Raw genomic sequence first — 18,492 nt, 5'->3', positions numbered from 1 at the left:
GGCCGACGCGGCCTCACCGGAGACCTCCACGATCATGACGGCAGCCCTGCGGGTGGCGACGGCCTGGGCGACGGTTCTCGCCTTCGCGTGGTTCGGCAAGGACTGGCTCAGCGACCTCTCGCAGCCGCTCGTGGCGGCCGGATTGTTCGCATGGCTGCTCGCCGTCATCGTCTGGGCGGCCTTCGGCGTGGTGCACGAGGCGGAGGCGCTGGCCCACAGGCTCGGCGAGCCCCTGGGAACCCTGGTGCTGACGCTCGCCATCGTCGTCATCGAGGTGGCGCTGATCTCCGCCGTGATGCTCTCGGCCAAGGACGTGCCGACGCTGGGCCGGGACACGATGTTCGCGGTCCTGATGATCGTGCTGAACGGCGTGGTCGGCCTCGGGCTCCTGGTCGGCGGCCTGCGCCATCACCAGCAGCGCTACAACCTCCAGGGCGCCTCCGCCTTCCTGTCGGTCATCATCCCGCTCACCACCATCGCGCTGATCATCCCGAACTTCACCAGCTCCACCAGCGACGGCACGCTGACCACCCTCCAGGCCGTGACGTTCTCGGTGTTCACGCTCGCGCTCTACGGCGTGTTCCTGCTGATCCAGACCGGACGCCACAGCGAGTTCTTCGTCGACGCCGAGGATCGCGAGACGGCCGCGCTGGCCGTGCCGGCCGCCGCGGCGTCGGCCGGCGGCATCGCCAAGCCCCTCGGCCTGCTCCTCGCCAACGTCGTGCCGATCGTCATCCTGGCCAAGAGCCTCGCGGTGATCCTCGATCACGGCATCGCGACGCTCGGCGCACCGACCGCCCTCGGCGGCGTGCTGATCGCCGCCATCGTGTTCACCCCCGAGGGGATCTCCGCGCTCAAGGCGGTGGCCCGCAACGAGCTGCAGCGGGCGATCAACCTGTGCCTGGGCGCGGCGACCTCGACGGTGGGCCTCACCGTCCCGGCGATCCTGACCATCGGCCTGCTCACCGGCCAGACCGTGGTGCTCGGCCTCAAGCCCACCGAGATGACCCTGCTCGCGGTGACGCTGATCCTCAGCGCGCTGACCTTCTCGGGCACGCGCACGACCGTGCTGGAGGGCGCGGTGCACCTCGTGCTGTTCTTCGTCTACCTCGTGCTGATCTTCAGCCCCTGAGCCCCGCGCTCAGGCGCCGAACCGCTCGGTGCGGATCAGGCCCGGCGCGACGCCGGCGGCCATGATCAGGTCGGAGGCCGCGGCCACGAACCGGTTCGAGCCGCAGAGGAACACCTTGCCCGGCGGCCCCAGCCGCGCCAGGGCGTCGCCGACGAGGGCCGCGTCGATCCGCCTGCCGCCGGCCTCGCGCGTCGTGGCGAGATGCAGGGACACGTTCGGGTCCGCCGCGGCGAGGGATTCCAGTTCCGCGAGGGCGATCGCCTCCGCGCGGGTGCGGACCGAGTAGATCAGCGCCGCCGGGATCTGCCGCCAGCCCTGTGCCCGCCGCCGCAGCATCGCCAGCAGCGGCACCACGCCGGAGCCGCCGCCCCCCAGGAGCAGCGGGCCGCCGTCGGGACCGTCCCAGGAGAACGAGCCGCCGATCGGCCCGCGCAGCTCGACGTGGTCGCCGACCGCGGCGGCCTGCGAGAACCAGCCCGAGACCTCGCCGTCCGGCAGACCCTCGATCATCAGCTCGAAGGTGCCGCTGCCGTCCTGCGCCGAGGCGATGGAATAGCTGCGCTGCGCCTGATAGCCGTCCTCGGCGGTAAGGCGGACGTCGACGTGCTGCCCGGCCCGGTAGGCGGCCGCGAGGCCGCAGCGCAGCCGGACGCTCGTCACGTGGGGCGTCACGGGCGCGATCGCGACGATCTCGGCCCGATGCCAGCGGAAGACGACGGGCTCAATCACCGATGTAGCGCTGCTCACGCCAGGGGTCCCCGTACATGTGGTAGCCGCGGAGCTCCCAGAAGCCGGCGGTGTCGACGTTGGTGAAGCGCAGGCCCTTCACCCACTTGGCGCTCTTCCAGAAATAGAGGTGCGGCACGAACAGCCGGGCCGGGCCGCCGTGATCCGGATGGATCGGCTGGCCGGCGTAGCGGGTCGCCACGAGGGCGCGTCCGCCCACGAGATCGGCCACCGGCACGTTGGTGGAATAGTCGTCGTAGGATTCCGCCACCAAGAAGTTGGTCGGCGCCGCGATGCCGGCATCCGCCAACAGGTCGTCGAAGCTGACGCCCTCCCAGGTCGTGTCGAACTTCGACCATTTGGTCACGCAGTGGATGTCGCCGGTCCAGGTCGTGCGGGGCAGCGCCTCGAACTCCGCCCAGCTCCACGTCTTGATCGGCCGCGATCCCTCGCGGAGGGTGAACCGCCAGGTGGCCAGGTCGACGGCCGGGTTGGGGCCGATCTGCAGGATCGGGAAGTCGTCGGTGAGATACTGGCCCGGCGGCAGGCGCGCCCCGGTCTCGGGCGGCTGTCTGCGTCCGACGAAGCCCCGTGTCACCATGACGATCGCCGCTCCTCTCGCTGAACCCGGGGTTTGGTGCGGCGGAGCACCTCACGTCAAGCCGGCATGTGCGGCCGAACAAACGCCTCAAAGCTCGGGTGTGCTAGCAGGACTGTGCCGACGTTCGGCACGAATCGCCTGCCTTCAGGGGGAAGTCATGAAGTACCTTCTCGCGACGAGCCTTGTCGTCGGGAGCCTCGCCACCCTCGCCCCGGCCGCCCAGGCCCGCGACGGGATCGGCGCCGGTGGCGCAGCCGCTCTCGGCGTCCTCGGCGGACTCGCGGTCGGCGGAGCCATCGCGTCGGCCAACAACGGCTATTATCCGGGCCGGCCGGTCTACCGCGCCCCGCCGCCGGTCTACGTCGAGGAGGATTACGGCCCGGTCTGCCATATGGAGCGCCGCCGGACCATCGACGCCTACGGCGACGTCTACATCCGCCGCGTCCGCGTCTGCGAGTAAGCGGCGTCCGGGGTCGCCTCGGCGGCGGGCGCCGGCTTCAGGCGCTCGGCGCAGGCGATCCCGCCGAGAACCAGGGCCAGGGCGGCCGCTTCCGTCGCCCCGAACGGCTCACCGACCAGCAGGACGGCGAGACCCGCGCCGAAGATCGGCACGAGGTTCACGAACAGGCCGGCGCGGTTCGGGCCGATCAGCTCGACGCCCCGCATGAAGAAGAGCTGCGCCAGCAGCGACGGCCCGAGCCCGACGAAGGCCACCATGGCCCAGCCCTCCCGATTGGGCCAGACGGCGTGCCCCATCGCCCACTCGACGGCGAGCGGCGGCAGCGAGGTCACGAGGGCGGCGAGCGCCATGGCGGCGAAGAACGTCAGGCCCGGGACCTTCGGGCGGGTCGGCAGGAAGATCGTGTAGCCGGCGTAGAGCAGGCAGGCTCCGAAGACCAAGACGTCGCCGCGGTTGAACGCCAGGGTCGTGAGCACCGACCAGTCGCCGTGGGTGGCGGCGAGGCCGGCGCCGATCAGGGTCAGCACCACGCCCAGCACCTGTCCCGGCGTGACCGGCACCCGGTAGGCCAACCGGTTCAGGACGATCACCAGGACCGGGATCGCCCCCTGGAAAAGGGCGAGGTTGATCGCGCCGGTATGGATTCCCGCCGCGTAGAACAGGCAGTTGAAGGCCGTGTAGCCAAGGCCGCCCATGAGCAGGATGCGCAGCCAGTGCGGCCGCAGCTGCGGCCAGGCCGCGATCAGCCGTCGGCCGGCGATCGGAACGAGCACCAGGCAGGCGACCGTCCAGCGCAAAGTCGTGATGACCTGGGGCGAGACGTGGCCGGGGGCCCAGCGGCTGGTGACCGCGTTGCCGGCCCACAGGAGGGCCGTGACGGTGAGCAGCAGGTAGGCGGGCGCGGCCGGGGACGCCCGGTGCGCGGGCGCGGCCGTCAACGGCGGCGGAACTGGCCGCCGCGCACGGGTGGACGGGGCCCGGAGGAGCGCTCGTCCTTGTGGCGGAACACGAGGCGCCCCTTCTCCAGGTCGTAGGGAGACATCTCCACCGTGACCCGGTCGCCCGCCAGCGTCTTGATGCGGTTCTTCTTCATCTTGCCGGCCGTGTAGGCCACGATCTCGTGGCCCTGGTCGAGCTGCACGCGGTACCGCGCATCCGGCAGGATCTCGACCACGAGACCGTCGAACTGCATCAATTCTTCTTTCGCCATGCACCTTCTCCAGTCGGACCGTCCGGCAGCAGGCGTTCCGGCAATGCGCGTTCGGATGTGTTCAGAGTTCGGGAAACGCCGCAGGGCGCGGATGCGATCCGACGGATCGCCCGCGCCAGCTCAGCAGCAACGCCCGCATGTAGTCGCCGCGAGAACCGGCCGCAAGTCACGGCGGCGAAACCCATCGCGTCATCGACATGAATCGCCGGCTTTCACGGGTCCGCGACGTCGTTGCCGGCGTAATCGAGGCGACCGTCCGGCATCCGTCGCCAGATCCGCAGGCCGATCGGCGGGTCGGTCCGGTCGCCCCGCGGGTCGAAGGTCACCGGCCCGAGAAGCGTATGCGTCGGACCGGCGCGCAGAGCCTCGGCCACCTTGCGCCCCTCGGCAATCCGGCCGGTCTTCGAATCGGCCGTGTGGGCGCGCTCGGCCGCGCGCGCCAGGAGCTCGACGGCGGCGTAAGCCGCGGCCGACACGCTCTCCGCCTCGAGGCTCCGCGGCGGCGGACGGGCGCCGGGCGGCTCGGGCAGGCGCGGCAGATCGGGCGACAGGGTCATCACGGTCCCCTCCCCGGCCGCGCCGGCTGCGGACGGGAAGCCGGGATCCAGGATGCCGTCGCTCGCCACGAGGGTCGCGCCGAGCCCGGCATCGCGCATCGCGTGGAGCAGGGTCGCGGCCTCCGGAGCGAGACCGCCGAAATACACCGCGTCGAGCCGCGCCGCCTTCAGCCGGGCGACGAGGTCGGAGAGGTCGCGCGTGTTGCGGGCGAACCCGTCGAACAGCACCTCCGGGGCACCCGCCTCCTTCAACCGTGCCGCGACCGCGTCGGCGAGGCCGCGGCCGAAGGTCGAACGGTCGTTGAGGATACCGACCCGGCGCCCGGCGAAGGCCTTCGCCAGATGGGCTCCCGCCGCCCGGCCCTGCTGCGCGTCGCTCGGGCGCAGCCGGAACAGGCCCCAGAACCCGCGGCCGGTGAGCGGCGTGTAGCTCGCGCCGGTCGTCACCGTCACGGCCCCCGCCTCCTCGTAGACCGGAGCCGCGGCGGCGACCGCGCCGGATTCGAGCGGCCCGACCACGAGGCGCACCCCGTCGGCGGCGAACTTCCGCGCCACTGCGACGGCCTGCCGGCCGTCGCCGCCATCGTCGGCGGGGATCAGGATCCACCGCGCCCGCCCGCCGGCGGCCCGGTTGAGATCGGCCACCGCCTGCTCGGCGCCCTGCCGAAGACCCAGGCCGAAGGCGGCATCCGGCCCCGTCAGCGGGGCCGACAGCCCGATCCGCACCGGCGCCTGCGCGCAGGCGGGGACGGCGGCGAGAAGGCCCGCGAGGACCGGGAGAATGCGACGCATCATGGCGGCACTCTACGACCGACGGCGCGGGGTCCGGAAGGGCCGCGCCGGGGGGCGGTCGCTCCGGGCTATCGTTGAACCGACCGGGATGCTGATCCGCGCGGAAGCGCTGGCGGGCGGCCGCGATGTGCGGAATAAGGGCGTCGGCCCGGCCCGTCGCCGGGTGTGCCGGGGCGCCCGCGCGTCGCCGACCAAGACCCTCTGGGACGATTGACGATCATGACCTCGCTGTTCGCCGGCATCCAGGACGCGCCGCTCGACCCGATCATGCGCCTGTTCGAGGCCTTCAACGCCGACCCGAGCCCGAAGAAGCTCAACCTCGTGGTCGGCGTGTACACGGATGCGGACGGCAAGGTGCCGCGCCTGCGCGCCGTGCAGGTCGCCGAGAAGCGCTGGATCGAGAAGGGCCTGCCGAAGACCTACCGGCCGATCGAGGGCACGAAGCCGTTCCGCGACGCGGTCCAGGCGCTGCTGTTCGGCGCGGGCGCGCCGATCCTGGCGCAGAACCGGGTCGCGACGCTCCAGAGCATCGGCGGCACCGGCGCCCTGAAGACCGGCGCGGATGTGCTCGCCAAGCTGTATCCGGGCGCGACCGTCGCGGTGAGCGACCCGAGCTGGGAAAACCACAAGGCCCTGTTCACCCAGGCCGGCTTCCCCGTCGTCGATTACCCCTACTTCTCGTCCGAGACCGGCGCGGCCGATTACCCGGCCATGCGCGCTGCCCTGGAGGCTCTGCCGAAGGGCTCGATCGTGGTGCTGCACGCCTGTTGCCACAACCCGACCGGCGCGGATCTCAGCCTGGACGCGTGGCGCGACCTCGTGCCCCTGATGGCCGAGCGCGGCCTGGTCCCGTTCCTCGACATCGCCTACCAGGGTTTCGGCAACGGCCTCGACGCCGACGCCGAGCCGGTGCGCCTGTTCGCGGAATCGGGCCAGGAATTCCTGGTCGCCTCGTCGTTCTCCAAGTCGTTCTCCCTCTACGGCGAGCGCGTCGGCGCGCTGACCATCGTGGCCGAGAACCCGGCCATGAAGACGAAGGTCGAGGCCTTCGCCAAGCGGCTGGTCCGGGCGAGCTACTCGAACCCGCACACGCACGGGGCCGCCATCGTCGAGATCGTGCTCACCGATCCGGAGCTGCGCGCCGACTGGGAGCGGGAACTCGCCGAGATGCGCGACCGGATCCGCGCGATGCGCGAGCGGATGGCCGACAGCCTGCAGCAGCGCCACCCCGAGCGCGGCTTCGACGCCATCAAGGTCCAGAAGGGCATGTTCTCGTACACCGGCCTGAGCCCCGCGGAGGCCACCCGCCTGCGCGAGGAGCACGAGGTCTACGCGTTGGAAACCGGCCGGATCTGCGTGGCCGCGGTCAACACCCACAACATCGACCATGTCATCGACGCGATCGACGCCGTGGTGAAGGGCTGAATCCCGTGGCGGCCCTCAAGCGCGTCTGCCGATTCAATGTCTGGATCAACCCGGTCTTCGACGAGCGGCTGAGGGCCGAGCCCGATATCGACCTGCAGATCGGCGACCTGCAGGGTCCGGAGGGCGCGCTCCGGGCGCTTCTGGAGCAGGCGCACGTCTTCCACGTCTCGCCGGCGCGGGACGAGCTGCCGCGCCGCTGGCACGTGACCGATGCGTTGCTGGCGGAATGCCCGAACCTGCTCGCGGTGTCCTCCGGCGGTGCCGGCTTCGACACCGTGGACGCCGCCGCCTGCACGCGGGCGGGCGTCGCGGTGGTGAATCAGGTGGGGGGCAATGCCCGCTCGGTGGCGGAACTGGCGATCGGCCTGATGCTGGCGGTCTCGCGCAAGATCTGCGTCTCGGACCGGCTCCTCAGGACTCAGCGCGGCTTCTCGCGGGAATCCCTGATGGGGCACGAGATCGGCGGCTCGACCCTCGGGTTGGTCGGGATCGGGCATACCGGCATGGCGGTGGCCAAGATCGCCCGCGGCTTCGACCTGCGGGTCCTCGCCTACGACCCCCTGCTCACGGCCGAGGAGATCCGGGCCCGCGGCGCGGAACCCGTCGACCGGGCCCGGATGCTCGCCGAGTCCGACATCGTGTCCGTCCACTGCCCCCTCGACGACACGACCCGCGGCAGCTTCGACGCCGCGGCCTTCGCGGCGATGAAGCCGGGGGCGCTGTTCATCACCACCGCCCGGGGCGGCATCCACGACGAGGCCGCCCTGGCCGAGGCTCTGACCTCCGGACATCTCGCGGGCGCGGGCCTCGACGTCTGGGCTCCGGAGCCGCCGACCCTCGGCGCGTCCCTGCTCGCGCTCGACACCGTGGTGGCGACCTACCACACCGCCGGCGTCACCCACGAGGCGCGCCGCAATGTGGCGTCCTGGGGCGCCGACCAGATCATCGGCCTGCTGAAGGGCGAGCGGCCGCCGCGGCTGGTCAATCCGGAGGTCTGGCCCGCCGTGCTGGCGCGCCGGGCGCGGCTGTTCGGCTGAACGCCTCGTCTCGACGAGCGCTGCGAACGAGAGCCGGTCCCGATCTCGTTGCGACAGTACAGCAAACGGACATGGCCAGTACGGTCTGGCGCGACAGGCTCCCTCTCCCGTGCGGGACAGGGGACCCGCTTCGGCATGGGCGCAGCCGACAATCCTGTTGCAACCCAATCGGGCACTGCTCTCGGGCTGCGCTCGCTCCTCGGATGTGGCGTTTCCCCGGAGTGCTTCGCTCCGCTCGTACAGACGGCGAAGGGACTAAGGCCGCCTGCTAGTCCGACACCCGCATCCAGCCCAGGCCGGCCTCGGTTCCGGCGGCCGGATGATATTCGCAGCCGACGAAGCCGGCATAGCCGACCTCCTCGAGGGCCGCGAAGATCGGATCGAACGCGATCGTGCCGGTCCCGGGCTCGTGCCGGCCGGGATCGTCGGCGATCTGGACATGGGCGATGAGCGGCGCGTGGGCGCGGATCAGCGCCGCAGGGTCGTGGCCCAGGCAGACGCAGTGATAGGCATCGAACAGCAGCTTGACGTTGTCGCGGCCGATGGTCCGGATGGCGTCGACCGCCACCAGCGGATCGTCGACCACGTAGTTGGCGATGGAGCCCGGGCCGATCGGCTCGACGATCACCGTCATCCCGCGCGCCCTGGCGGCATCGGCCGCGAAGGCCAGGTTGTCGAGGTAGGTGTCCCAAAGGCGCGCCGGCTCGACCCCGTCGGGCCGGACGCCGGCCATCGGGTGGACCATGCGGCAGTCGAGCTGCGCGACGTAGTCGAGGGTCGGCTCGATCGTGGACCGGTAATACGCCACCTTGTCGGGCAGCGCCGCGAAACCCTTCTCGCCCTTGGAGGCGTCGCCCGCCGGAAATCCGGTCTGGACCAGCGGCACGCCAGCCCGTTCGAGCCAGCCCGCCACCTCCCGCGCCGGCGTCGCGAACAGGTTCGGGTGCTCCACCGCCCGAAAGCCCGCCCGGGCCGCCGCGGCGAAGCGTTCGGCCAGCGGCAATTCCGTGAACAGGAAGCCGCAATGGCCGCTCAGTCGGTCCCTGTAGGCACCAAGCTTCATGGGTCAGGCGCTCCTGCCGGTCTCGATCATCGCGCGCATGCGGTCCACCGCGGCGTGCGGGGCGGTCAGGACCGGGACGTCCACCGCCTGCCGCACCGCCTCGGCGGCCCGGGAGGTCGAGAAATGCGCCAGCATGATCGCGTCGCAATCCGCGAGGTCCGGCGCGCGCTCGGCGACCAGCCGGTTGTGGGTCTCGGCATCGCCGGCACGCAGGCGCGCCATGGCGTCGTCCACCAGGATCGTCCGCAGCTGCGCCGGCCGGCCGGACTGCGCCACGAACGCCTCGAACTCGTCGGTCATCGTGCCGACGGAGGGTCCGAAGGTCGCCAGCATGCCGATGCGCTCGCCCTGCGCGATCGCCGCCCGGAACATCGCCTCGTTGGGCTTGAGCACCGGTACCGGCACGGTGTCGATCAGCCGATCGATGGCCGGACCGAAGGCCGAACAGGTGATCAGGATCCCGTCCGCGCCCATGTCGTGGCCGTAGCGGCCGAACCGGACGAAGCGGTCGATCATGCCGTCCGAGATCTCGTCGGGCTCCTTGGCGCGGTCGAGCGACAGGCCGTCGTCCAGGAGATTGACCGTCTCCGCCTCCGGCCAGCGTTCCGCGAAGGCGGCCTGGATCGGCGCCATGGCGACCGGCGTCGCGTGCAGGAGGACGATGCGGGGAGCCATGCTGTGTCTCGGGTTGGGCGCGCCGACCGGGAGGCCGACCGCCGTCGCTCAACGTGTAAGCGATTTCAAACGGGTGGCAAGATAGCGCAGCATCGCCACCGATCCTAGCGTGCGGGCGGCGCCGTGCTGGCGCGGACGATCAGTTCGGCGTCGATCTCGGTAAACTGGACGGTGGGGCGCCCCTGGATCCGGGCGATCAGGTGGTCGCCGGCGGCGTGGCCGATTTCGGCGGAGTGGATGCGGATCGTGGTCAGTGGCGGGTCGAGGAAGGGGGCGAAGTCGGAATCGTTGTGACCGATCACCGAGAGGTCGCCCGGCACCGCCAGTCCGCGGGTCCGGGCCTCGATCATGGCGCCGAAGGCGATCTGGTCGGTGCCGCAAATGATCGCGGTAGGCGGCTCGCCGCCGGCGAGCATCTGGCGGAACCCGTCCCGGCCGCCGCCGATGCCGTAGGAGATCTCGATGTCGTGCTCGGGGGCGAGCCGCAGGCCGCGGGCCGCGAGTGCCTGGACGATGCCGTTGACCCGGGCGCCCCCGCGATCATTGTCCTTGCGAAGGCCCGAGATCACCCCGATCCGGCGGTGGCCGAGGTCCATCAGGTAGTTCGCCGCCCGGGAGGCCGACGCGGCGTTGTCGAAACCGACGCAGGGGCGCTCCCGGGACAGGCTGAAGGTCTGCACCGTCGGGATTCCGGAGCGGGCGATGCGGGCGTGGAGGTCGGGATGGTGGATGTCGCCGACCAGCATCAGCCCGTCGACGCCACGCTCCAGCAGGAAGGTCGCCTCCCGGAGTTCGTCTTCAAGGTCGTAGCCGGCGTTGGCGGCGACGAGGGTGTAGCCCGCCCGCCGCAGCCTGTCCTGGAAGCTCGACAGGACGCGCACGAAGGCCTCGTTCTCGATGTTGGGCACCACCGCGCCCACCGCCATGAATCGGCGGGTCGAGAGTGCCCGGGCGGCGCCGTTGGCGACGAAGCCGAGATCCTGCGCGGCACGGATGACCGCCGCCCGCTTGTCGGCCCGGACGCCGGCGGAGCCGTTCAGAACCCGGGAGACGGTGGCGGTCGAGACGCCCGCGCGACGGGCGACATCCTGCGCCACCGGGCTGCGCGAGGGCGCTTCGAGGATTTGTCCCGGCCGGGTCAGAACAGTAATCGGTCTCTCCTCGCCCACACCGGATCGTCACGGATCCGGCCCCCGTCAAAGGTGCGGCGGGGCCGCCGCCGCGACCATGCGTCGGCAGTATATTGACACCCTCCCGGGCCCCTGGCTATCTGAAAGCGCTTTCAAAAATCCGTCCGCCGCGGCGGTTCTCAGGGAGGACTCGATGGCCACGCTCGACCGGCCGGCTTCCGGGTCGGAGGCCTCCGCGCGCGAGGCGCCGACCGTGGGAGGCGCCGACGCCGCGGCGGCGGGCATCACGGCGCCGCAGGCGATCGTCACCAGCTTGAAGCGCAGCGACGCGGTCACGCCCTACCGGTTCCGCGATCTGCTGGCGCTGGACGATTTCGAGCGCCACGCGCGGCGTCTGCTGCCGCCGATGATCTTCCAGTACGTCTCCGGCGGGGTCGAGACCGGGGCCGCCCTGGCGCACAGCCGGGGCGCCTACGCCGACTACGCGTTCCTGCCGCGGCTGATGCGCGACACCTCGGCGCGGGACACCGCCACCACGCTGTTCGGCCACAGCTACGCGGCGCCCTTCGGGGTCGGGCCGCTGGGCGGGGCCGCCTTCATCGCCTATCGCGGCGACCTCGTCCTGGCCGAGGCGGCCCGGACGATGAACCTGCCGATGTGCCTCAGCGCGTCCTCGTTGATCAAGCTGGAGGACGTCCACGCCCAGAACCCGCAGGCCTGGTTCCAGGGTTACCTGCCGGGCGACCAGACCCGGATCGACCGGCTGCTCGACCGGGTCGCGGCCACCGGGTACCGGACGTTCGTGGTCACCGCCGACACGCCGACGCTGGGCAACCGCGAGCACAACACCCGCAGCGGCTTCTCCATGCCGATCAAGGTCACGCCCAAGGTCGCGTGGCAGAGCGCGACGCACCCGCGCTGGCTCCTCGGCACCGTCGCCCGGACGTTCCTGAAGCACGGGGCGCCGCATTTCGAGAACACCGAGGCCGAGCGCGGGCCGCCGATGATGTCGCAGGGGGCGGTGCGCAACACCATCGCCCGCGACCAGCTCTCCTGGAAGAACCTGGAGGCGATCCGGAAGCGGTGGTCCGGCAACCTCCTGGTCAAGGGGCTGCTCGCCCCCGAGGATGTCGAGATCGCCCGCGACTGCGGCGCCGACGGCGTGATCCTCTCGACCCATGGCGGTCGCCAGCTCGACTACGCCATCGCCCCCCTCGACGTTCTGCCGGAGATCGCGGCGCGGAAGGGCGGCCTCAAGATCATCGTCGACAGCGGCATCCGCCGGGGCACCGACGTGATGAAGGCCCTGGCGCTCGGCGCCGACTTCGTCCTGCTCGGCCGGCCCTTCATGTTCGCCGCCGCCCTGGGCGGCGTGGCGGGCGTGGAACACGCGATGCGGATCCTCAAGGAGGAGCTCAACCGCGACATGGCGCTGATCGGGGTGAATCGCCTGTCGGAGCTGAACCCCGACTTCCTGCGCCGCGTCCCGCGGCGGGGCTGATCCGGAGACCGCCATGCCCCGTCCCGCTCCCCTCGGCCTCGCCTTCGTCGGCTGCTTCACCACCGAGCGGCGCCGGGCGCGCGGCCAGGGCATCGACGTGTACCGGACCGGGGGCGGCCTCGAAGACTGGACGCATCTCGGCCGGGTCGAGGGGCTGACGAACCCGTCCTTCCTGGTCACGGATCCGCAGCGCGGCGTCGTCTACACGGTCCAGGGCGACGGCGAGGCGGCGAGCGCCTTCGCGGCCGCCGCCGACGGCACCCTGCGCGCCCTCGGGAGCGCGGCCACGGGCGGCACCAACAGCGTGCATCAGGCCCTCGACCCGAGCGGGCGCTTCCTGATCGTCGCCAACTACGCCAGCGGCTCGGTCGCCCTGTTGCCGGTCCGCCCGGATGGCGGGCTGGAGCCGGCCTGCCACGTGCTGCCGATGCCGGGCGAGCCGGGTCCGCACCGGACCGAGCAGGCCGGCGCGCACCCGCACCACGTGGTCCTGGCGCCCGAGGGACGCCACGCGATCGTGCCCGACAAGGGCCTCGACCGGGTCTTCGTCCTGGGTCTGGAGGGCGAGCGCCTCGGGATCGCGTCGCAGACCGCGATGCGGCCGGGCGCCGGGCCGCGCCACATCGCGTTCCACCCGGACCGGCCGCTGGCCTTCCTAGTCAACGAGCTGGATTCGAGTATCGCCACCTGTCGCTGGGACGGCACGGCCGGCACGCTGACGCCCCTGCACCTCGTTCCGACGCTGCCGCCGGACTTCTTCGGCGCGAGCACGGCCGCGGCGATCGTGGTCACGCCGGACGGCCGTTTCGTCTACGCGTCGAACCGCGGTCAGGACGGGATCGCGCGCTTCCGGGTGGACGCGGATGCCGGACGGCTCGATCCCGCCGGCTGGACCCAGGCGGGCGGGCGGGACCCGCGCTTCATGACCCTGTCTCCGGATGGGCGACACCTGCTCGTCGCCAACGAGCAGGGCGACAGCCTCGTCGAATTCGCCATCGATCCCGGCAGCGGCGACCTCACCCGCACGGGTTCCCGCCCGAGCCTCAGCCCCTGCACCGTCGCCTTCCTATGATCGAGACGTCCGGACGCGCAGCCATCCCGGCGCGCGGCGCGCAGCGAGCCAGGGGCGCCACGATGACGAAGCATCAGATCGATCCCTCGACTAAGTATCTACAAAACAAAAAATAGCAAAAACGTGAAATACCTGGAGGAAACGCCATGTTCGCCAAACGCTACAGGTTCCTGATCGCGTTCCTGCTGTTCATAGCCGGGATCATCAACTACATGGACCGCGCCGCCCTCGGCGTCGCGGCGCCGTTCGTCAAGCAGGACCTGAACCTTTCGCCCGCCGAACTAGGGGTGATCTTCAGCACGTTCTTCTTCGGCTACGCGCTGTTCGCCTTCGTGGGCGGCCAGCTCGCCGACCGCTACGGGCCGCGCAGCGTCTACAGCTGGGCCGCAACCGCCTGGTCGATCCTGTGCATGCTCACCGGCGCGGTGACCGGCTTCGCCCAGATGTTCGTGGTCCGCGCCCTGTTCGGCTTCGCCGAGGGCCCGATGAACTCGACCACGAACCGGACCATCACCACGTGGTTCCCCCGCGAGGAGACCGCCCGGACCATCGGGTTCACCTTCTCGGGCCAGACCGTGGGCAGCGCCATCGCGGCGCCCGTGGTCGGCCTGCTGGCGATCCAGTACGGCTGGCGGGTGGCGTTCGTGGCCATCGGCGCCGTCGGCCTGCTCTGGGTCGTGGCGTGGCGCCTCCTGATGACCGACAGGCCGCAGGACAATCCCCGGGTCGGGCCGGAGGAGGTCGCCCTCGTGGAGCGCAGCCGGGCGGCGACCCACCTCGCGCCCTCGGACCACGCGCGGTCGCTCAAGGGCTACCTGCTGCTGCCGAGCACCCTCTCGCTCGGGCTGGGCATGTTCGCGGTGAACTACACCCTCTACATCTTCCTCTCGTGGCTCCCGAGCTACCTGACCGACGCCCTGCACATGCCGGTGAAGGAGATGGCGCTGGTGGCGTCGATCCCCTGGGCCTGCGGCTTCGTCGGCTATATCGGCGGGGGCGTGATCGCCGACCTGGTCTACAAGCGCATGGGCGACAAGCTGGCGGCACGGAAGATCACCACGATCGTGCCGCTCGCCATCGCGGGCGTCGCCCTCATCGCGGTCAACGCCGCGACCAGCACCGCCATGGCGGTCTCGCTGATCGCGCTGGCCGTGCTGATGCTGACGAGTTCGGTGCAATCCTGCTGGGCGACGATCCACGAGCTGGTGCCGGAGGCGCGGGTCGGCGCGGTGAGCGGCTTCATCCACCTGCTCAGCAACATCTCGGGCATCATCGGCCCGACCGCCACGGGCTTGGCCGTGCAGTATCTCGGCGGCTACGCCAGTGCCTTCGTCATCGCGGCGCTGATCGCGGCAGCGGGGGTGATCGCCATGACGATCTTCGTACGGCGGCCCCGCAGCCCGGAGGCGGCCGGTCCCCTGAACGCGGCCGAGGCGGCCTGAGCCTGGAGCAGCACCCCATGACCGCCGAGACCGCCCCATCCAAACCCGTCCTCCTGACCGGAGCATCCGGCGCCCTGGGCCGCGTGCTGACCCGGGCGCTCGGCGACCAGGGCTGGACGCTCCGGCTCACCGACCGGGTCCCGTTCCCGGACCCGCTGCCCGAAGGCGCGCGCTTCCAGGTCGCCGACCTGGAGGACGGGCCCGCGATCCTGCGGCTCGCCGAGGGCTGCGGGACGATCCTCCACTTCGGCGGGATCTCGGTGGAGCACCCGTTCGAGACGGTGATCGGGCCGAACATCCGCGGCCTCTATCACGTCTACGAGGCGGCCCGCCGCGAGGCGGCCCGGATGGTGTTCGCCTCGTCGAACCACACCATCGGGTTCCATGAGCGGTCCGCGGTGCTCGACGACGATTGCCGCCACGCCCCGGACGGGTTCTACGGCCTGTCCAAGGCCTACGGCGAGCTGATGGGCGGGCTCTATCGGGACAAGCACGGGGTCGAGAGCGTCTTCCTGCGGATCGGCTCGTGCTTCCCGGAGCCCACCGACGCCCGGATGCTGGCCACGTGGCTGTCCTATGCCGACATGACCCGCCTCGTGATGCGCGCGACCCTGGCGCCGAGCCTCGGGGCGGCGGGCACCGTGGTGATCTGGGGCGCGTCGAACAACAGCCGCATGACCTGGTGGCGGCGGGACGGGCGCGCCGTGATCGGCTGGGCGCCGCAGGACAGCGCCGATGCCCACGCGGCGGCGCTGGAGGGCAAGACCAGCGGCAACGCGATCGTGGAACGCTACCAGGGCGGCGGCTTCACGGGGATCGACTATTCCCGCGGCAAAACGCCGACACGCTGAAGTGACGCGGACGGTTCGACGGACGCTGCCGAGCCAGGCCTCCTCCGGCGGTGCCGCCGCAGCCCCCGGAATGAGGGGGCGGTTGGACGATCGACATATCCGGAACGCGGTCTGACGGATCGTCAGCGCACCCACTTATCGGACGGAACACGGGAACACGGCATGGCCACCGAGCGAACCACGACCCGGCTGAAATGCGCCCTGGTGGTGCGGGGCGCCTTCGACGCCCAGATCGTCCCCGCCTTCGAGGCGGCCGGCGGGCGGACGGCGATCCACTGGGCCCCGACAACCGTCATCATGGCGGCGCTCGAGGCCGGCGAGACCGCCGACGCGGTGCTGGTCCTGTCGGACGCCATGGACCGGCTGATCGCCGCGGGCCGCGTCGAGCCGGAGACCCGGATCGACGCGGTCCGCTCGCACTACGGCATCGCCGTGAAGGCCGGGGCTCCGCATCCCGACATCGCCACCGTCGCGGCGCTGAAGCAGACCCTGACGGCGGCGCGGTCCGTGGCGTATTCCCGCGCGGGCGCCAGCGGGATCTACTTCGCCGGCCTGCTGCCGCGGCTCGGTCTCGCCGAGGCGGTCAACGCCCGGGCGACCATCATCCCGCAGGGCTTCACCGCGGAGAAGCTCGTCTCCGGCGAGGCCGACCTCGCGGTCCAGCAGATCAGCGAGCTGATGGTGGTGCCCGGCATCGAGGTCGTCGCACCCTTCCCGGAGCCGGTGCAGGAGGTGACGACCTTCTCGGCCGCCATCCTGCGCGGTGCGACCGACCGGGACGGCGCCGCGCGCTTCCTCGCCGGCCTGAGGACGCCGGAGGCGGCGCAGGCCTACCGGGCGAGCGGGCTGGAGCCGGCCTTCTGATCCGGACCGAGCGCTCGCGCTAGGGCGCGGCGCCGGCTATACGGACGGACGGCGGCGTCCCGGGCTTCGCGACCGCAAAAAAGTCCTTATGCTCGTGCTGTCCGGACGCTTGCTCCCGTCCGAACGGATCGCGCCAGAACATGCTGAAGACAGCCTTCGTTGCCGCCCGCGACCGTCAGAGGCTGTCGGAGATCGCCACGATCCTGATCGGGTTCGGCGTCACGCGCGTCGTGGACCGGCTCGGCCTGCGCTACCTGCCCCTGCTGCCGCGGCGCCGGCCCCGGGTCGACGTGACGCGCCTGTCCGAACCCGAGCGGCTGCGCCGGGCGATCGAGGCGCTCGGGCCGACCTTCATCAAGTTCGGGCAGGTGCTGGCGAGCCGCCCGGACCTCCTGTCCCCGGCCTGGACGGAAGAGCTGCAGAAGCTCCACAGCCAGGTCGTGCCGGTGCCGTGGGAGCAGATCGGGCCGCAGCTCGAGCAGGATATCGGCGCCCCGCCCAACGAGGTCTTCGCCGAATTCAACACGGATCCGATCGCCTCCGCGTCGATCGCCCAGGTCTACCGGGCGCGCCTGCACACGGGCGAGGACGTGATCGTCAAGGTGCTGCGGCCGAACCTGCGCAAGATCATCGAGGCGGACCTGCGCCTGATGGCGCACGGCGCCCGCATCGTCGAGAACGAGTGGCCCGACATGGCCCGCTACCAGCCCCGCGAGCAGATGCGCCACCTGGCCGACGGGCTGAACGGCGAGCTCGACCTGCTCAATGAGGCGCGCAACTGCGAGCTGCTGGCCCAGATCTTCGAGGACCGCGACGACATCGTCTTCCCGAAGATCCACTGGGAATACTGCTCCGAGCGGGTGCTGGTGCAGGACTTCGTCCACGGCATCCCGCCCAACGACGAGGCGGCGCTGCGCGCGGCCGGCCTCGACAAGAAGCTGCTCGCCCAGAAGGGCACCGACGCCTTCCTGCAGATGGCGCTGATCGAGGGCGTGTTCCACGCCGATCCGCATCCCGGCAACATGTTGGCCATGCCGGGCAACAAGATCGGCTTCATCGATTTCGGCATCATCGGCCGCCTGTCGCAGCGGCGGCGCTCGCAGCTCCTGGTGCTGATCGGCGCGATGCTCAAGCAGGACGCGGACGGCCTGATGGCCGTGCTGCTGGACTGGACCGGCACCAGCAACCCGGACCTCACCCGCCTCCAGGTCTCGGCGCAGTCCTTCGTGGAGAGTCACTCCTCGATCCCGCTCAACCTCGGGCTGGTGCTCACCGACTTCATGAACATGGCCCGCGAGAACGACCTCGCCATGCCCACCGACCTCGCCATCCTGTTCAAGGGCCTGGTCACCGCCGACGGCGTGATGCGCCACCTCGACCCGAACTTCGACCTGTTCGCGGCGGCCGGCCCCACGGTCCGGGCGAGCATGCAGACGCAGTTCTCCCTCGGCGCGCTCAAGCAGAAGGCCGAGGCCCTGGGCGTGGGGCTCTACGGCGCGGCGTCCGAACTGCCGACCCTGATCCACCTGATGCTGGTCCGGCTGAAGCAGGGCCGCGTCACCGTGGAGATCGAGGTGAAGGGCCTCGACAAGGTCACCCGCGGGATCGAGCGCGCCGCCGCGCGGGTGGCGGTGGCCCTGGTGGTGGCCGCCTTCGCGACGCAGCTCGCGCCCCGCCTCATCGACCTGGGCACGCCGGTCTTCGTCTCGATCGGCTTGATTATCTTTGTCCTCGGGATCGGCTGGCTCGTGCTGCTGATGCGAAACAAATAGGGGTCTTTATCCCGGCCTTAGCCGGGAAAGAAAGTTTTCAGCCTCGGGCGAATACATAGCTCGGTTGATTATCCCCGACGCCATGCTAGCGTGAGGCATCTAACGATTCGCTGGGTCGCGGGCAGGATGGGTTGCCAGAAGCGGTCGAAACCGCCGGCCCCCCTCCGCATCCGACATCGCGT

General features: G+C 71.1%; 18 protein-coding genes. 10 read left to right on the top strand and 8 right to left on the bottom strand.

The window, feature by feature from the left end; translation table 11 throughout:
- The first annotated feature begins 34 nt into the window (after window positions 1-34).
- A complete protein-coding gene (locus MKL01_RS15655) occupies window positions 35-1,132 on the top strand; it encodes a calcium:proton antiporter (protein WP_243906132.1) in 1,098 nt (365 codons plus the stop codon).
- A 9-nt stretch (window positions 1,133-1,141) separates the two neighbouring features.
- On the opposite strand, the gene MKL01_RS15650 is transcribed toward MKL01_RS15655, so the two are convergent.
- Together MKL01_RS15650 and MKL01_RS15645 are read right to left on the bottom strand one after the other, a co-directional pair.
- Window positions 1,142-1,879: an FAD-binding oxidoreductase gene (locus MKL01_RS15650; protein ID WP_243906131.1), complete on the bottom strand. Its 738-nt coding sequence runs from the start codon at window positions 1,877-1,879 to the stop codon at window positions 1,142-1,144.
- On the bottom strand, window positions 1,854-2,459 hold the full coding sequence (locus MKL01_RS15645) for a sulfite oxidase-like oxidoreductase (protein WP_243906130.1): 606 nt from the start codon (window positions 2,457-2,459) through the stop codon (window positions 1,854-1,856). Before MKL01_RS15645 ends, MKL01_RS15650 begins: the two co-directional genes overlap by 26 nt.
- A gap of 157 nt (window positions 2,460-2,616) precedes the next feature.
- Here MKL01_RS15645 and MKL01_RS15640 point away from each other — a divergent pair, with 157 nt between their 5' ends.
- The gene (locus MKL01_RS15640; RefSeq protein WP_243906129.1) at window positions 2,617-2,919 is read left to right on the top strand and encodes a hypothetical protein; all 303 of its coding nucleotides are present in this window, start codon (window positions 2,617-2,619) and stop codon (window positions 2,917-2,919) included.
- Here the strand turns inward: MKL01_RS15640 and MKL01_RS15635 are convergent.
- The 3 genes from MKL01_RS15635 to MKL01_RS15625 all read right to left on the bottom strand — a co-directional run bounded on the left by MKL01_RS15635 (window position 2,889) and on the right by MKL01_RS15625 (window position 5,481).
- Complete coding sequence (locus MKL01_RS15635) at window positions 2,889-3,857, bottom strand: DMT family transporter (protein WP_243906128.1); 969 nt, start codon at window positions 3,855-3,857, stop codon at window positions 2,889-2,891. The two genes, MKL01_RS15640 and MKL01_RS15635, sit on opposite strands and share 31 nt — an antisense overlap.
- Window positions 3,854-4,129 carry a translation initiation factor IF-1 gene (gene infA, locus MKL01_RS15630; RefSeq protein ID WP_243906127.1) on the bottom strand — a complete coding sequence of 92 codons (276 nt, stop codon included), beginning with the start codon at window positions 4,127-4,129 and terminating at the stop codon, window positions 3,854-3,856. The genes MKL01_RS15635 and infA overlap by 4 nt, the downstream gene beginning before the upstream one ends.
- A gap of 212 nt (window positions 4,130-4,341) precedes the next feature.
- On the bottom strand, window positions 4,342-5,481 hold the full coding sequence (locus MKL01_RS15625; protein WP_243906126.1) for a branched-chain amino acid ABC transporter substrate-binding protein: 1,140 nt from the start codon (window positions 5,479-5,481) through the stop codon (window positions 4,342-4,344).
- 216 nt (window positions 5,482-5,697) lie between these two features.
- Between MKL01_RS15625 and MKL01_RS15620 the strand changes: the two genes are divergently transcribed.
- Entirely contained in the window at window positions 5,698-6,903 is a 1,206-nt protein-coding gene (locus MKL01_RS15620; protein ID WP_243906125.1) for an amino acid aminotransferase, read from the top strand.
- A 5-nt stretch (window positions 6,904-6,908) separates the two neighbouring features.
- On the top strand, window positions 6,909-7,940 hold the full coding sequence (locus tag MKL01_RS15615) for a hydroxyacid dehydrogenase (RefSeq protein WP_243906124.1): 1,032 nt from the start codon (window positions 6,909-6,911) through the stop codon (window positions 7,938-7,940).
- Window positions 7,941-8,208: 268 nt separating this feature from the next.
- Here the strand turns inward: MKL01_RS15615 and MKL01_RS15610 are convergent, their stop codons facing one another.
- From MKL01_RS15610 to MKL01_RS15600, 3 genes are all read right to left on the bottom strand, one after another.
- Window positions 8,209-9,003, bottom strand: coding sequence for a hydroxypyruvate isomerase family protein (locus tag MKL01_RS15610; RefSeq protein ID WP_243906123.1), 795 nt, complete (start codon window positions 9,001-9,003; stop codon window positions 8,209-8,211).
- Window positions 9,004-9,006: 3 nt separating this feature from the next.
- The gene (locus MKL01_RS15605; protein WP_243906122.1) at window positions 9,007-9,678 is read right to left on the bottom strand and encodes an aspartate/glutamate racemase family protein; all 672 of its coding nucleotides are present in this window, start codon (window positions 9,676-9,678) and stop codon (window positions 9,007-9,009) included.
- 104 nt (window positions 9,679-9,782) lie between these two features.
- A complete protein-coding gene (locus MKL01_RS15600) occupies window positions 9,783-10,847 on the bottom strand; it encodes a LacI family DNA-binding transcriptional regulator (RefSeq protein WP_243906121.1) in 1,065 nt (354 codons plus the stop codon).
- Between the two features lie 154 nt (window positions 10,848-11,001).
- Here MKL01_RS15600 and MKL01_RS15595 point away from each other — a divergent pair, with 154 nt between their 5' ends.
- The 6 genes from MKL01_RS15595 (at window position 11,002) to MKL01_RS15570 (ending at window position 18,310) form a co-directional block, all read left to right on the top strand.
- Window positions 11,002-12,309 carry an alpha-hydroxy acid oxidase gene (locus MKL01_RS15595; RefSeq protein WP_243906120.1) on the top strand — a complete coding sequence of 436 codons (1,308 nt, stop codon included), beginning with the start codon at window positions 11,002-11,004 and terminating at the stop codon, window positions 12,307-12,309.
- A gap of 13 nt (window positions 12,310-12,322) precedes the next feature.
- Entirely contained in the window at window positions 12,323-13,381 is a 1,059-nt protein-coding gene (locus MKL01_RS15590) for a lactonase family protein (protein WP_243906119.1), read from the top strand.
- Between the two features lie 146 nt (window positions 13,382-13,527).
- Complete coding sequence (locus MKL01_RS15585; protein ID WP_243906118.1) at window positions 13,528-14,823, top strand: MFS transporter; 1,296 nt, start codon at window positions 13,528-13,530, stop codon at window positions 14,821-14,823.
- Window positions 14,824-14,840: 17 nt separating this feature from the next.
- Window positions 14,841-15,674, top strand: coding sequence for an NAD-dependent epimerase/dehydratase family protein (locus MKL01_RS15580; RefSeq protein ID WP_243906117.1), 834 nt, complete (start codon window positions 14,841-14,843; stop codon window positions 15,672-15,674).
- Window positions 15,675-15,836: 162 nt separating this feature from the next.
- Window positions 15,837-16,538 carry a molybdate ABC transporter substrate-binding protein gene (locus MKL01_RS15575; RefSeq protein WP_243906116.1) on the top strand — a complete coding sequence of 234 codons (702 nt, stop codon included), beginning with the start codon at window positions 15,837-15,839 and terminating at the stop codon, window positions 16,536-16,538.
- A 140-nt stretch (window positions 16,539-16,678) separates the two neighbouring features.
- Window positions 16,679-18,310, top strand: coding sequence for an ABC1 kinase family protein (locus MKL01_RS15570; RefSeq protein WP_243906115.1), 1,632 nt, complete (start codon window positions 16,679-16,681; stop codon window positions 18,308-18,310).
- Window positions 18,311-18,492: the final 182 nt, after the last annotated feature.

It is taken from the genome of Methylobacterium sp. J-070 (genome assembly GCF_022829385.1).
GTDB lineage: Bacteria > Pseudomonadota > Alphaproteobacteria > Rhizobiales > Beijerinckiaceae > Methylobacterium.
This window is presented reverse-complemented; position numbering and strand designations above follow the sequence as displayed.

Excerpts from the sequence above, each read along its gene's own strand:
- MKL01_RS15625 (WP_243906126.1), bottom strand. The coding sequence starts at position 5,481 with ATGATGCGTCGCATTCTCCCGGTCCTCGCGGGCCTTCTCGCCGCCGTC.
- MKL01_RS15640 (WP_243906129.1), top strand. The coding sequence starts at position 2,617 with ATGAAGTACCTTCTCGCGACGAGCCTTGTCGTCGGGAGCCTCGCCACC.
- MKL01_RS15590 (WP_243906119.1), top strand. The coding sequence starts at position 12,323 with ATGCCCCGTCCCGCTCCCCTCGGCCTCGCCTTCGTCGGCTGCTTCACC.
- MKL01_RS15580 (WP_243906117.1), top strand. The coding sequence starts at position 14,841 with ATGACCGCCGAGACCGCCCCATCCAAACCCGTCCTCCTGACCGGAGCA.
- MKL01_RS15620 (WP_243906125.1), top strand. The coding sequence starts at position 5,698 with ATGACCTCGCTGTTCGCCGGCATCCAGGACGCGCCGCTCGACCCGATC.
- MKL01_RS15655 (WP_243906132.1), top strand. The coding sequence starts at position 35 with ATGACGGCAGCCCTGCGGGTGGCGACGGCCTGGGCGACGGTTCTCGCC.
- MKL01_RS15570 (WP_243906115.1), top strand. The coding sequence starts at position 16,679 with ATGCTGAAGACAGCCTTCGTTGCCGCCCGCGACCGTCAGAGGCTGTCG.
- MKL01_RS15605 (WP_243906122.1), bottom strand. The coding sequence starts at position 9,678 with ATGGCTCCCCGCATCGTCCTCCTGCACGCGACGCCGGTCGCCATGGCG.
- MKL01_RS15575 (WP_243906116.1), top strand. The coding sequence starts at position 15,837 with ATGGCCACCGAGCGAACCACGACCCGGCTGAAATGCGCCCTGGTGGTG.
- MKL01_RS15645 (WP_243906130.1), bottom strand. The coding sequence starts at position 2,459 with ATGGTGACACGGGGCTTCGTCGGACGCAGACAGCCGCCCGAGACCGGG.
- infA (WP_243906127.1), bottom strand. The coding sequence starts at position 4,129 with ATGGCGAAAGAAGAATTGATGCAGTTCGACGGTCTCGTGGTCGAGATC.
- MKL01_RS15595 (WP_243906120.1), top strand. The coding sequence starts at position 11,002 with ATGGCCACGCTCGACCGGCCGGCTTCCGGGTCGGAGGCCTCCGCGCGC.
- MKL01_RS15610 (WP_243906123.1), bottom strand. The coding sequence starts at position 9,003 with ATGAAGCTTGGTGCCTACAGGGACCGACTGAGCGGCCATTGCGGCTTC.
- MKL01_RS15585 (WP_243906118.1), top strand. The coding sequence starts at position 13,528 with ATGTTCGCCAAACGCTACAGGTTCCTGATCGCGTTCCTGCTGTTCATA.